Genomic DNA, 12,610 nt, shown 5'->3' on the forward strand with positions numbered 1-12,610 from the left:
AGCTGGTTAATGGGTCAAAATGTAAGGCTGAATTGGACAGTCAAGCGAAAAAATCAAGGTTGTGAGTCCAAAAGCGACATTGACTTTGAAACGACGAGCAAGAAATCCCTGACATGAGTCCAAATACGAGGATAATTCGGACACCCTAAGTTCGAAAAACTACACGAGAGCCCAAATGTAAGAGAGAAAAGACGTTATTTGAAATGTAACCCATATAAATTAAGCCGTTACTCATTATCAACAAACAAGTAACGGCATTTCTATAACGATATTAGATCCCTAATCCTTCAAGGTATTCATTTACTTGCTCAGGAGTTTTCGCATTCGCACTATGTAAGTGGCCAAGCTTTTCTCCACCTTTATAATAAAGGAGACTTGGGATTCCCATGACATTATATTTTTCAGCGATTTCAGGGAACTCGTCCTTGTCCATGCTGTACCAAGGAACACTGTTATGCGTTTCAAGAATTTCACCAATGAACGCTTCTAGGCGTCGGCAATCCGGACACCAAGTTGTATCGAATTTTATAATGGCCCCTTCAGATTGAATAATCTCATTAAATTGTTCGACAGAAGTAATTCTTTCCATTTCTATCCCTCCACATCCAATAATTGCAATCTTACTATAACAAATTCCTTACCGAAAAGAAAAATAATCTGCCCGACCTAATTTTTCGCGTTGGTTCTTTTCGAATTCGGGAAGAATGAGGGAGGAAGTGTTGCCGAACGCCTGTAATTTTTGATATTATCAGTATATTGTATGGACGGTGGAGGTGAAGGGAAATGTCGAGGATTTCGATTGAAGAAGTAAAACATGTTGCAAACTTAGCACGTTTAGCTGTAACGGAAGATGAAGCAAAGATGTTCCAACAACAGCTGGATGGGATTATTTCGTTTGCTGAGCAATTAAATGAATTAGATACAGAAAATGTGGAGCCAACTTCACATGTTCTGTCTGTGAAAAATGTGATGCGTGAAGATGTCGCAAAAGAAGGTTTACCTGTTGAAGAGGTATTAAAAAATGCACCAGATGCAAAGGACGGACAATTCCGCGTACCAGCGATCATTGAATAAAGGGGGGAGAAAGGTTGTCACTTTTTGATCATAAAGTTTCAGAATTACATTCACTTTTACATAAAAAAGAAATTTCAGTATCAGACCTTGTGGACGAATCATTTAAGCGAATCACCGCGGTTGACGAAAAGGTACAAGCTTTTTTAACATTAAATGAAGAAAATGCAAGAGGATATGCAAAGCAATTAGATGAAGCGCTTGGAAACAGCGATGAGCTGGGGCTACTATTTGGTATGCCAATCGGTGTGAAAGACAATATCGTCACAAAAGGACTTCGTACCACGGCAGCAAGTAAAATTCTCGAAAACTTTGATCCTATTTATGATGCAACAGCTGTCCAAAAGCTTCAGATGGCTCAAACGGTTACGGTCGGTAAGCTGAACATGGACGAATTTGCAATGGGTTCATCAAATGAAAACTCTGGATTCAAGGCAACAAAAAACCCATGGGATCTCGAACGTGTTCCAGGAGGGTCTAGTGGTGGTTCGGCAGCAGCTGTTGCGGCAGGAGAGGTCTTATTCTCACTTGGTTCCGATACAGGTGGTTCCATTCGTCAACCTGCAGCATTCTGTGGTGTGGTTGGTTTGAAACCTACATACGGAAGAGTATCACGTTTTGGCTTAATTGCTTTTGCATCGTCATTAGACCAAATTGGTCCACTTACACGCACAGTTGAGGACAATGCTTATCTTTTACAGGCGATTTCTGGGGTTGATCCAATGGATGCAACTTCTGCTAATGTGGACGTACCAAACTATGTATCAGCACTCACAGGTGATGTTAAGGGTCTAAAAATCGCTGTGCCAAAGGAATATCTTGGTGAGGGTGTAACTGAGGAAGTTCGTCAATCTGTTCTGGATGCCTTAAAAGTTCTTGAAGGACTTGGTGCAACATGGGAAGAAGTATCCCTTCCGCATTCTAAATATGCACTTGCTACTTATTACTTACTATCATCATCAGAGGCATCTGCAAACCTTGCGCGTTTTGACGGGGTTCGTTATGGATACCGCACAGACAATGCCGAAAATCTGATTGAAATGTACAAGCAAACAAGAAGCGAAGGCTTTGGGGACGAGGTAAAACGTCGTATCATGCTTGGAACGTTTGCGCTCAGCTCAGGGTATTATGATGCTTACTATAAAAAAGCGCAGAAAGTTCGTACATTAATCAAGAAGGACTTTGAAGATGTATTTGAAAAATACGATGTAATCATTGGACCTACCACACCAACACCAGCATTTAAGATTGGTGAAAACATGGATGACCCACTTACTATGTATGCCAATGATATTCTAACCATCCCAGTGAACCTAGCGGGTGTACCTGGAATATCAGTTCCATGTGGTTTTTCAAATGGATTACCACTAGGACTCCAAATTATTGGAAAGCATTTTGATGAAAGCACCATTTATCGAGTTGCAGATGCGTTCGAAAAAGCAACCGATCATCATAAACAAAAACCACAACTGTAAGGGGGGAAAATAAAAATGAAGTTTGAAACAGTTATCGGGTTGGAGGTTCACGTCGAACTTAAAACCGAATCAAAAATATTTTCAAGCGCGCCAAACGAATTCGGGGCTGCTCCAAATACATTAACGAGTGTCGTTGAATTAGGATACCCAGGTGTTCTTCCAGTCATTAATAAAAAAGCCGTTGAGTGGGCAATGAAGGCTGCCATGGCTTTAAACTGTGAGATTAATCAGGAAACAAAATTTGACCGTAAAAACTATTTCTATCCGGATAATCCAAAGGCCTACCAAATCTCTCAATTTGATAAGCCAATTGGTGAGCATGGCTGGATTGAAATTGAAGTGAACGGTGAAAAGAAAAAGATAGGGATTACTCGTCTTCACCTAGAAGAAGATGCCGGTAAACTTACTCACTCTGGTCGAGGCTACTCATTGGTCGACTTGAACCGTCAAGGAACACCGTTGATTGAAATCGTATCAGAGCCAGACATTCGTACGCCTGAAGAAGCATATGCTTATTTGGAAAAATTAAAATCGATCATCCAATATACAGGTGTGTCTGACTGTAAAATGGAGGAAGGCTCACTCCGTTGTGATGCCAACATCTCATTGCGTCCTGTCGGTCAAAAAGAGTTTGGAACAAAGACAGAGTTAAAGAACCTGAACTCATTCGCATTTGTTAAAAATGGTCTTGAGTATGAGGAAATTCGCCAAGCAGAAGTATTATCTGCAGGTGGCGTGATTGAGCAGGAAACACGCCGATATGATGAATCGTCAAAATCAACTATTTTAATGCGTGTTAAGGAAGGTTCTGATGATTACCGTTACTTCCCTGAACCGGACTTAGTGGAACTATATATTGACGATGAATGGATGGAAAGAGTTCGTGCTGAAATTCCTGAGCTTCCAGACGCTCGTAAAAAACGTTATATCGAAGAACTTGGTCTGCCGGAATATGATGCAGCTGTACTTACTGTTACGAAAGAAACTTCAGATTTCTTTGAAGAAACAGTTGCGAACGGTGCAGATGCAAAGCAAGCATCCAACTGGATTATGGGTGAGGTTTCTGGTTACCTGAATGCAGAGCAGAAGGAACTACATGAAATTGCCTTAACTCCAGCGAGTCTTGCAGGCATGATCAAGCTAATCGAGAACGGAACAATTTCTTCCAAGATTGCGAAAACGGTCTTTAAAGAATTAATTGAAAAAGGCGGAGATGCCGAAGCAATCGTGAAGGAAAAAGGACTCGTTCAGATTTCGGATGAAGGTGCGCTAACAAAGATCATCGTTGAGGTTATCGCAAACAACCCACAATCTGTTGATGATTATAAGAGCGGAAAAGGAAAAGCAATCGGCTTCCTAGTCGGTCAAGTTATGAAACAAACAAAAGGACAAGCTAACCCACAAATGGTTAACAAAATCCTTGTTGAAGAAATGAATAAGCTGTAATTGCAAAAGGGGACCTACAAAAGAGTGGGTCTCTTTTTATTATTGATTTTAACGGTAAAAAAACGTATGATACCAAAAAGGTTAATTTTGGAAAGGGAGAGAAAAGAATGAACCCAATGCTTATAGAGTTTCCAGAAGAATTTACCACTGAAAGACTAATCATTCGAATGCCGAAACCGGGAGACGGGAAAGTTGTACATGATGCCATTAAGGTTTCGATAAATGAGCTTAAACCGTGGATGCCTTTCGCTCAAAAAGAGCAATCGGAACAAGATGTTGAATTGAATATTAGAGAATCACATTTATCCTTTTTAAAAAGAGAGGATCTAAGATTACTAGTATTTTTAAAAGAAACAGGAGAATTCGTTGCATCTTCTGGATTACATAGGATTGATTGGGCTGTCCCTAAGTTTGAAATAGGATACTGGATTGATAGTCGTTTTAGTGGAAAAGGATACATGACAGAAGCGGTTAAGGGTATTGCTGATTTTGCTTTCAATGAGTTGAATGCGAGAAGAGTTGAAATAAGGTGTGATGAAAAAAATAGGAAGAGTAGAGCAATCCCGCAAAAGTTAGGCTTTACGTTGGAAGCGATATTAAAAAATGACGATGTGTCTCCTGAAACAAATGAATTAAGAAATACATGTATCTATGCAAAAATAGTGTAGTAACTTTATATATGCGGTAGCACAAAGGCATTGCTGACTAGCAATGCCTTTCATCACTTACATATAATCTTCAACTAATTCATAGCATCTTACTTCTGTAAGATCCGCTAGTACAGCTACATATTCTAAATGTTCCTGAGTACCGCCCTTGTATTTTTGCGATGCTTGTAATGCATTATTATCTCTATATTTTATCCAATCACGTTGCTCATTTCTCAATTGATCCATCTCTTCTGCTGTAAGTTGCCCCTTTAGGACTCCATAAACTTCATTCAACAATTCATCCCAAGCTTCCCATCGATCGTTTTCCACTTTTTTTAAAGCGAAGGTTGAAGTATCTGTTGCTTCCATTGCATCGGTTTCAGTTTTAATATCATTTAATTTATTGAGATACTCATCCTTCAAGCTTGCAGTCGCATTTAAAGATAGTTTTGCTTCTTTTTCGGGTATATTGTTTGTTGTTTCTCCTTTTTCGTTTGTATCATTTTTGCTTGTATCAATGGGGTCTTTTTCAATGTTGTCAGTCTTTGAGGTAGTTTCTGTTGAAGCCGCATTAGAAGTATTGTCATTATTGTTTTGAGATGTCTGCTTATCTTGAGATGGTTTGTCTAACTCGGAACTTGATTTCTCAGATGAGTCTTGACAAGCTACCAAAAAAATCACAAAAATTACCGTCAGTATTGAGATTAAGTTTTTTCTATAATTATTCATTGTATGGCTCTCCTCCTGTGATGAAAATCTCCAGCTCATACATATTTTAACATAATATCTTATTATTCCCTTATAAATTTGTCATTTTTTGTTTGAATATGGCGGTTGGAAGAGAAGAGTGTTTAAATTAAAAAAACGACATTATATGAAACCTTCTTAGGGTGCTATTCGTAAATTAGGTATATGATTTTTATACCAAGGGGGAAATGATAATGGAAGATGGTTATCTTTTTTATGTGATCGGTGGCGTTCTTCTTCTTTATGTATTAGTAATGATTCCGATTCAGTACCGAAACATAGCGGCAACGAAGGAAGAATTCAAGAAAACGAAAAAAACACATAATGAAACGTACGAAGAGATGTCCTTTGAAGAACAGCAACTACAATTCAATCTTCAAGGAAACCCTATAAATTTACCATCAACCTTGATCGCAGCCTTAATTTATAAAATCGTTCATCGAAATAAATAATTTGTTTTGCAGACCTTCTTTCTAGAGGGTCTTTTTTATGCTTAAAAACTTTTTAACTATTTTTTTCGAAAAACTGTAGGGTATAGTAGGTGTAAGTTCGTCTATATGGGTAGACAGAAGAGAAAGGGGGAGAGTGCGATTCAAGATGAGGTTTTGATTGAGAAGGCAAAAGCAGGCGATGAGCATGCCTTTCGCTTATTCATTGAAAAATATAAGAATCTAGTATTTAAAGCCATTTATCCGGTTCTACGTCATGAAAAGGATGCCGAAGATGCGTCTCAGGAAATATTTCTTAAAATCTATTATGCACTCCCCCAATACAGTGCTCAGGGCTTTAAGGCATGGATTACACGGATTGCAGTGAACCATGCAATAGATGTGAAACGGAAAAAACAGCGGCAACAAGAAATGATTCTTGAGCCGGAAGTTCTTCATGCACTCTCTCCGTCAGAGGAAAATGTCGTGGTCCCACTTTTACGAAAGGAACAAAGAGAACTGGTTAAAAATCGGCTACAGGATATGCCAGTGAATTATCGCAAGGTGATTGAGGCCTACTACATAGAAGAAAAAAGCTATAAACAAATTGCTCAGGAACAGCAGGTGGAGCCAAAAACGGTGGAAACAAAGCTGTATCGAGCCCGAAATTGGATGAAGAAACATTGGAAGGAGGATGATTTTTAAATGAGGCATTTCAGCGATGAAGAGTGGTTGTTGTATATAAAGGATCACCTAGAAGAACCAAAGCGGGAAGAACTCGAAAATCACCTATTTTCCTGTGACCAATGTTTAGAAATCTATATGGAGTTAATAGAAGACCATGCTAAGGAGATACCTAACCTTGAAAATGATCGCTTTACAGATGAGGTGGTCACAAAGCTTCCGGTAAGAAAAGGAAAACAAAAAGAGTCGGTTTTACGAAGTCCGATTTTTCATTATGGAATTGCTGCAGTTGTTACCTTAACCTTGATGTCCACCGGGGTATTCCAGAGTATGACAGGAATTATCGGTGTAGTTGAAACATCTAATTTTTCAGAGCAAAAACAATCTGTTTCAAATCATTTAATGGAAAAAGCATTATCGCTGTTTGACATAATCGAAACAAAACATGAGGAGGGAGAAAAATGAGTTATAATCCAGTGCTTGCATTTTTTCTATCATTTATTCCAGGTGTTGGCCATTTTTATGTGAATCGAAAAATAAGAGGGTTTCTCTATGGAGCAGGAACGGTTGGCTCAATTTTAATAGGAATCTTCGGAACGTTTATGGTAGGGTATGAGGAGCCATTTTTCGTTGGACTGATATTTGCATTTTTCGTTGGAGTAATCAATGTGCTCGATATGATTATCTTCCTTTTGCGAAATAACAAGCAAAATCAACATCAGCAAGTGATCCAAACAGAAGAAGGGCAAGTCGTTTCAGTTCGAACTGATGACTCAGATCGTTTCTATACGATTATCCTTTCATTTATCCCAGGATTGGGGCATTTTCAGCTAGGCTTGATTAACCGTGGTTTAACTTTTCTAATTGGTTTTTTTGGGTTAGGAACGATGGTTGTATTTATTTCGGTATTTACGGATCAAGGGGCATTCATGGTGTTTCTTGGTATTCTCCCAGTTATTTGGGTATATAACATGTTTGATGCAGTTCAGCTTGTAAGTAAGAAACAGCGTGGAGAAGAATTGGTCGATAAGACAATTTTAGAAGATTTCGAAGAAACGAGACGGGAGCAAGGACGTAAAAGCAAAACGCTCGCAACGGTTCTTGCGATATTCCCAGGGGCTGGGCACTTGTATCTTGGTTTACAAAAACGGGGAATACAGCTGATGGCAGCCTTTCTATTCGCAATTTATATTTTAGATGTGCTTCGCCTTTCCTTATTCCTGTTTTTAATCCCAATCATTTGGTTTTATAGCTTTTTCGATGCCCTTCAGAAGGTGTCAAAGCATGGTGAAGAGGAGATTGAGGATGTTCCCGTGGTCTCCTACATTGTAAACCACCAAAAATGGGTTGGATTTGGGCTAATTGCATTAGGACTTTACTATTTGCTTGTTAATGTAGTTTTACCAACGGTTGGCCCCATGGTTGCGAAAGTATTTCATTTTGATATCCAATACTTTTACTACACGTACTTCCAGGGCACAATCATCTGCATCCTATTAATCGGTGGTGGCTTGAAGCTCATGGTAGGCAGTAAAAAACGGAAGGAGAATGCGTAATGAGAAAATGGCGCGTTGGTTCTGTGTCGATGGGATTATCTTTGATTTTACTTGGTGTTCTCCTTTTTGTATCACAAATTAAGGGAATGCCAATGATGGAGCCACTCCTTGTATGGTGGCCAATCATACTAATCGTCTTAGGAATTGAGATTGTCGTATATCTCTTTTTGTCAAAACAGGAAAATCCGATAGTAAAATATGACTTTTTAAGTATTATGTTCGTAGGGATTATTGGAACGATTGGGATTGGATTTACTCTGTTGTCATCGGTAGGTTTGGTTGATAAGGTTGAAGGTGTGATTGGGGCAGAGCATCGTTCAATGGATTTGCCAGTTGTAGAGGAAAAGTTATCAGGTGACATCAAACGAGTTGTCCTTGAAACGAATGGGGTAACTAGTAAAATTGAAGGCTCCACCAAAAATGAATTACATGTGTTTGGAGTTTACCAGGCAACGGTTCACCCAAAAGCTGATCCGATCATTTCGGAAACAAGTGATTATATATTTACGAAAGCTGTTGGTGATACAATGTACGTGACCTTGAAGGAGCCAGCTGACCAGGCAGGGCCATTTTCTACATACACGACAATGGAGCCTACGATTATTGTGCCTATTTCAATACATCTAGAGGTTCGTGGCCAAGATAACCATGTTTCACTCTATCCTGGTTCCCTTGAAAATAACTGGGTTGTAGATGGAGCGTCAAATGTATCGGTTCATGTAAGTGAAAAAAGTAACATTCTCTTATCTGCGATTTCTAAAAATGAGCTAGGTAACGGAAATATGGCATGGGATACCATCGATACAACGGAACGAGGCGAGATTGACGAAGTTTATGAGGAAAGCGCGACAGAAAAATTGTACAGAGGCACAAAAAAGCTAGGGGAAGGAACCTATAAGTTATCCATTTTTAATAGTGACCTGGTGACTGTGAACCTTGTTGAAAAAATGTAGGAATGAAGGAAATTGTGCGTTTTGGTTTTGGCCAAGCGCATTTTTAAATAAAAGAATTTGGGCAAGCTGGGTACCCTATTTATGAATATATATGAAATAAGAGACAACTGTGAAAAAATGGATTTTTTTGCTAAGGTCAAAATTGATTAAATCGATTGGATAGGCTATCATGTAACATAGATATTGATTATCTTATTTAGGATGATGAGAATGAAGAGGGCACGTATTATATATAACCCAACCTCAGGAAGAGAGTTGTTCAAACGGCATTTGCCTGAGGTATTAGAGAAATTAGAAAGAGCAGGATATGAAACCTCATGCCATGCGACAACTGGAGCGGGGGATGCAACCAATGCTGCACGAATCGCAGTTGAAAGGAAGTATGACCTTGTTATAGCTGCCGGTGGAGATGGGACGATCAATGAAGTTGTTAATGGTCTGGCCGAACAGGAATACCGCCCAACTTTAGGTATTATTCCAGTTGGTACAACTAACGACTTTGCCCGTGCAATTGGGGTGCCTCGAAATATTGAGGGTGCTTGTGATGTAATTATTGAAGGAAACTCTGTTCCGATTGATATAGGTCGGATAAATGATAAATATTTTATCAATATTGCCGGCGGAGGAAGGTTAACCGAGTTAACTTATGAGGTGCCAAGTAAGCTGAAAACGATGCTAGGACAGCTTGCGTATTATTTAAAAGGGATGGAGATGCTTCCGTCTATACGTCCAACCGAGGTTAGCATTGAGTATGATGGAAAGCTGTATGAGGGCGAGATCATGTTATTCCTCGTTTCCTTAACCAATTCTGTTGGAGGTTTTGAAAAGCTAGCACCAGATTCATCGCTCAATGATGGATTGTTTGATTTGTTAATTTTAAAAAAGGCAAACTTAGCCGATTTCATCAAGGTGGCGACACTTGCGATACGCGGAGAGCATATCAATGACCCGCATGTGATTTACACAAAAGCAAATCGCGTTAAGGTAAACCCAACAGAAAAGATGCAGATCAATCTGGATGGAGAATATGGTGGCTTACTACCTGGCGAATTTGTGAATTTGTATCAGCATATTAATGTATTGGTATCGAAAGAAAAAGCAGAGAAAATGGATAAAGAGTAAGTAGAGAAAAATCTGGCCTTTAGGTCAGGTTTTTTTGCTTTTTACCAAGCAATATTGATAATGGAAAAAGAAGGTTATAATAGAATTTATTAATTTGTAGCCCTGTATGAGAGGTTTCCATAATCATATTTATATAGATTGTAGAAAAGACAATGTTATAGAGGATCTATTCTTTGAAAAGGAGGTAGATAGAATGACACTTAATATGTTTGTAGATATTGTGAAAATGACAATAAACGAAATAAAAGTGTGTAAGCAAAAGAGTAGGAGTGCAGGCTCCAAAATTGAAAAGACTAAATACCTTACGTTAGTATATGTAAATATTCTCTTTTTACCTGTATATCTAATCCCGGTTCTTTATTCAATTGCGATTATAATTGGTTCGTTTATTTATGTCCAATTGTTTTACTAGGGCTGATAATTTGTGTTCCTTTTATTATCTTTGTTTTACTTATCAAGGCTAAAGTGTATCCTGTGATGAAAGAAAATTACTTAAATGGGGTATCTGCTAGAAGATAACGAAGCGGTTGGCACAACTACCCTCCAGTATGTTACAATCAGTTCAGCATTTTGAACGCAAAGGAAGAATACATAATGACAAAACTGAAACCACCAGTTGAAAAAAACACATATTATGATGTCACATTTGAGGATCTTACTCATGATGGGGCGGGCGTGGCGAAAATTGAGGGCTTTCCGATTTTTGTACCAAATGGCCTTCCTGACGAGAAAGCGAAAATCAAAGTCATCAAGGTGCAGAAAAACTATGGCTTTGGTCGGCTAATCGAGCTCTATGAGAAAAGCAAATTTCGAATCGATGCCCCTTGTCCGATATATAAAGAATGCGGAGGTTGTCAACTCCAGCATTTAAGTTATGAGGGTCAGTTGGTGGCAAAACACAAACAGGTCCAGCAAGTGTTGACTCGAATTGGAAAGCTCCAAAATATCAAGGTTCATCCAGTTCTTGGAATGGAAAATCCTTGGCGTTATCGGAATAAGGCACAGGTTCCTGTAGCAGATAGGGAAGGTGGACTTGTAGCAGGATTTTACCAGCAGCGAAGCCATGAAATTATTGATATGGAAGCATGCCTTATCCAACAAGAAAAGAACGATTTGGTTGTGCAAACCGTAAAAACAATCTTGGAGAAGTATGGGATTCAAGCCTATGATGAAAAAAACAACAAGGGTACACTTCGCCATATCATGGCACGCTATGGTCTTGTCTCAGGTGAAATAATGGTCGTTCTGATCACGAGAACGAAGGATCTCCCACATAAAAATAATATCATCTCGGATATTACCACCGAGTTACCCGGAGTTAAATCAATCGTGCAAAATATCAACCCCAAACAGACGAATGTGATATTTGGTCATGAAACAAATGTCCTTTGGGGCGAAGAGTATATTTACGATAATATTGGTGATATCAAATTTGCCATTTCTGCTCGGTCTTTTTATCAGGTTAATCCGGAGCAAACAAAAGTGCTTTATGATAAAGCATTGGAATATGCGGAGTTAACGGGTAAAGAAACTGTTATTGATGCTTATTGTGGGATAGGGACAATCTCGTTGTTTCTAGCTCAAAAAGCCAAAAAGGTATACGGTGTCGAAATTGTTCCAGAAGCGATTGAAGATGCGAAGCGTAACGCTGCACTAAATAATATTCATAATGCAGAATTTGCAGTTGGAGAAGCTGAGGTTGTCATCCCGAACTGGTATAAGGATGGGGTTAAAGCGGATGTGATCGTCGTTGACCCTCCACGTAAGGGCTGTGATGCTGCATTATTACAAACCATTTTAAAAATGAAACCACGGAAAGTCGTGTACGTTTCCTGTAACCCAGCAACACTTGCAAGGGACCTACGGATACTAGAAGATGGTGGATATGAAACGACTGAAGTACAACCAGTGGATATGTTCCCACACACGGTTCACTGCGAAGCAGTAGCCAAATTAGTTTTAAAATAACAAAATTGTAGGATGTGGAAAGTCTCGTCCTAGAAGAGTAACGATGAAATACTGGAGGAGTGGTAGAATTGGCCAATTTGAAATTAAAGTCTAAAATCCTTGAAATTGTAGATAACCAAATCCAAATAAATGATCCAAAGATTACAAAAGAAACGATGGAACGGTTAATGGATATGGGTTACTCCGATATAGAATCTAAAGAAATGATAGGCAGGGTACTTGTTGAAGAAATGTACGATATCTTAAAAAATCAAGTTCCGTTTAATGAAAAACGTTATTCCGATAAATTAAATATGCTTCCGTAGCATATACAACCCGATAAATTTCTAAAAATAATCTGTACTAATCAGCCATTTTTGCGAAATCCTATTTTCAAACAAACATTTCTTACGTTTAGTCAAGTGGTTATTCCATAAAGTTTTATAATATATATTTTAGTGGCTGGGGGATTAAAAGAAAACATGACAAATAGACCTATCCATTTACATTTTTTTGAATAGGGCTAGATTT

At 38.7% G+C, this 12,610-nt stretch carries 15 protein-coding genes; 13 read left to right on the plus strand and 2 right to left on the minus strand.

Annotation, left to right across the window (positions count from 1 at the left end; genetic code table 11):
• Positions 1-271: 271 nt before the first annotated feature.
• A complete protein-coding gene (locus DZB84_RS22945) occupies positions 272-589 on the minus strand; it encodes a thioredoxin family protein (protein ID WP_116354628.1) in 318 nt (105 codons plus the stop codon).
• Positions 590-783: 194 nt separating this feature from the next.
• Between DZB84_RS22945 and gatC the strand changes: the two genes are divergently transcribed.
• The 4 genes from gatC (at position 784) to DZB84_RS22965 (ending at position 4,660) form a co-directional block, all read left to right on the plus strand.
• Positions 784-1,074: an Asp-tRNA(Asn)/Glu-tRNA(Gln) amidotransferase subunit GatC gene (gene gatC / locus DZB84_RS22950; RefSeq protein WP_116354629.1), complete on the plus strand. Its 291-nt coding sequence runs from the start codon at positions 784-786 to the stop codon at positions 1,072-1,074.
• Between the two features lie 14 nt (positions 1,075-1,088).
• Positions 1,089-2,546, plus strand: a complete 1,458-nt coding sequence (gatA, locus tag DZB84_RS22955; RefSeq protein WP_116354630.1) for an Asp-tRNA(Asn)/Glu-tRNA(Gln) amidotransferase subunit GatA — start codon at positions 1,089-1,091, stop codon at positions 2,544-2,546.
• A gap of 15 nt (positions 2,547-2,561) precedes the next feature.
• Positions 2,562-3,992: an Asp-tRNA(Asn)/Glu-tRNA(Gln) amidotransferase subunit GatB gene (gene gatB, locus DZB84_RS22960; RefSeq protein WP_116354631.1), complete on the plus strand. Its 1,431-nt coding sequence runs from the start codon at positions 2,562-2,564 to the stop codon at positions 3,990-3,992.
• Positions 3,993-4,099: 107 nt separating this feature from the next.
• Positions 4,100-4,660, plus strand: coding sequence for a GNAT family N-acetyltransferase (locus tag DZB84_RS22965; protein ID WP_116354632.1), 561 nt, complete (start codon positions 4,100-4,102; stop codon positions 4,658-4,660).
• Positions 4,661-4,717: 57 nt separating this feature from the next.
• Here the strand turns inward: DZB84_RS22965 and DZB84_RS22970 are convergent, their stop codons facing one another.
• Positions 4,718-5,371 carry a lysozyme inhibitor LprI family protein gene (locus DZB84_RS22970; protein ID WP_116354633.1) on the minus strand — a complete coding sequence of 218 codons (654 nt, stop codon included), beginning with the start codon at positions 5,369-5,371 and terminating at the stop codon, positions 4,718-4,720.
• A gap of 212 nt (positions 5,372-5,583) precedes the next feature.
• On the opposite strand from DZB84_RS22970, the gene DZB84_RS22975 reads away from it, so the two are divergent.
• The 9 genes from DZB84_RS22975 (at position 5,584) to DZB84_RS23015 (ending at position 12,405) form a co-directional block, all read left to right on the plus strand.
• Entirely contained in the window at positions 5,584-5,841 is a 258-nt protein-coding gene (locus DZB84_RS22975; protein ID WP_116354634.1) for a DUF3949 domain-containing protein, read from the plus strand.
• A gap of 105 nt (positions 5,842-5,946) precedes the next feature.
• Entirely contained in the window at positions 5,947-6,522 is a 576-nt protein-coding gene (locus DZB84_RS22980) for an RNA polymerase sigma factor (RefSeq protein ID WP_189655347.1), read from the plus strand.
• On the plus strand, positions 6,523-6,966 hold the full coding sequence (locus DZB84_RS22985) for an anti-sigma factor (protein WP_116354635.1): 444 nt from the start codon (positions 6,523-6,525) through the stop codon (positions 6,964-6,966).
• Entirely contained in the window at positions 6,963-8,057 is a 1,095-nt protein-coding gene (locus DZB84_RS22990; protein ID WP_116354636.1) for a hypothetical protein, read from the plus strand. Before DZB84_RS22985 ends, DZB84_RS22990 begins: the two co-directional genes overlap by 4 nt.
• Positions 8,057-9,010, plus strand: coding sequence for a hypothetical protein (locus tag DZB84_RS22995; protein WP_116354637.1), 954 nt, complete (start codon positions 8,057-8,059; stop codon positions 9,008-9,010). The genes DZB84_RS22990 and DZB84_RS22995 overlap by 1 nt, the downstream gene beginning before the upstream one ends.
• A 210-nt stretch (positions 9,011-9,220) precedes the next feature.
• On the plus strand, positions 9,221-10,132 hold the full coding sequence (locus tag DZB84_RS23000) for a diacylglycerol kinase (RefSeq protein ID WP_116354638.1): 912 nt from the start codon (positions 9,221-9,223) through the stop codon (positions 10,130-10,132).
• 193 nt (positions 10,133-10,325) lie between these two features.
• Positions 10,326-10,544 carry a hypothetical protein gene (locus tag DZB84_RS23005; RefSeq protein WP_116354639.1) on the plus strand — a complete coding sequence of 73 codons (219 nt, stop codon included), beginning with the start codon at positions 10,326-10,328 and terminating at the stop codon, positions 10,542-10,544.
• A 182-nt stretch (positions 10,545-10,726) separates the two neighbouring features.
• Complete coding sequence (gene rlmD / locus DZB84_RS23010; protein ID WP_116354640.1) at positions 10,727-12,100, plus strand: 23S rRNA (uracil(1939)-C(5))-methyltransferase RlmD; 1,374 nt, start codon at positions 10,727-10,729, stop codon at positions 12,098-12,100.
• Positions 12,101-12,159: 59 nt separating this feature from the next.
• Positions 12,160-12,405, plus strand: a complete 246-nt coding sequence (locus tag DZB84_RS23015) for a hypothetical protein (RefSeq protein WP_223254538.1) — start codon at positions 12,160-12,162, stop codon at positions 12,403-12,405.
• Positions 12,406-12,610: the final 205 nt, after the last annotated feature.

Origin of the sequence: Bacillus sp. HNG (assembly GCF_003400205.1) — a bacterium.
GTDB lineage: Bacteria > Bacillota > Bacilli > Bacillales > Bacillaceae_L > Ferdinandcohnia.

Excerpts from the sequence above, each read along its gene's own strand:
- DZB84_RS22945 (WP_116354628.1), bottom strand. The coding sequence starts at position 589 with ATGGAAAGAATTACTTCTGTCGAACAATTTAATGAGATTATTCAATCT.
- gatC (WP_116354629.1), top strand. The coding sequence starts at position 784 with ATGTCGAGGATTTCGATTGAAGAAGTAAAACATGTTGCAAACTTAGCA.
- gatB (WP_116354631.1), top strand. The coding sequence starts at position 2,562 with ATGAAGTTTGAAACAGTTATCGGGTTGGAGGTTCACGTCGAACTTAAA.
- DZB84_RS22965 (WP_116354632.1), top strand. The coding sequence starts at position 4,100 with ATGAACCCAATGCTTATAGAGTTTCCAGAAGAATTTACCACTGAAAGA.
- DZB84_RS22970 (WP_116354633.1), bottom strand. The coding sequence starts at position 5,371 with ATGAATAATTATAGAAAAAACTTAATCTCAATACTGACGGTAATTTTT.
- DZB84_RS22975 (WP_116354634.1), top strand. The coding sequence starts at position 5,584 with ATGGAAGATGGTTATCTTTTTTATGTGATCGGTGGCGTTCTTCTTCTT.
- DZB84_RS22980 (WP_189655347.1), top strand. The coding sequence starts at position 5,947 with ATGGGTAGACAGAAGAGAAAGGGGGAGAGTGCGATTCAAGATGAGGTT.
- DZB84_RS22985 (WP_116354635.1), top strand. The coding sequence starts at position 6,523 with ATGAGGCATTTCAGCGATGAAGAGTGGTTGTTGTATATAAAGGATCAC.
- DZB84_RS22990 (WP_116354636.1), top strand. The coding sequence starts at position 6,963 with ATGAGTTATAATCCAGTGCTTGCATTTTTTCTATCATTTATTCCAGGT.
- DZB84_RS22995 (WP_116354637.1), top strand. The coding sequence starts at position 8,057 with ATGAGAAAATGGCGCGTTGGTTCTGTGTCGATGGGATTATCTTTGATT.
- DZB84_RS23000 (WP_116354638.1), top strand. The coding sequence starts at position 9,221 with ATGAAGAGGGCACGTATTATATATAACCCAACCTCAGGAAGAGAGTTG.
- DZB84_RS23005 (WP_116354639.1), top strand. The coding sequence starts at position 10,326 with ATGACACTTAATATGTTTGTAGATATTGTGAAAATGACAATAAACGAA.
- rlmD (WP_116354640.1), top strand. The coding sequence starts at position 10,727 with ATGACAAAACTGAAACCACCAGTTGAAAAAAACACATATTATGATGTC.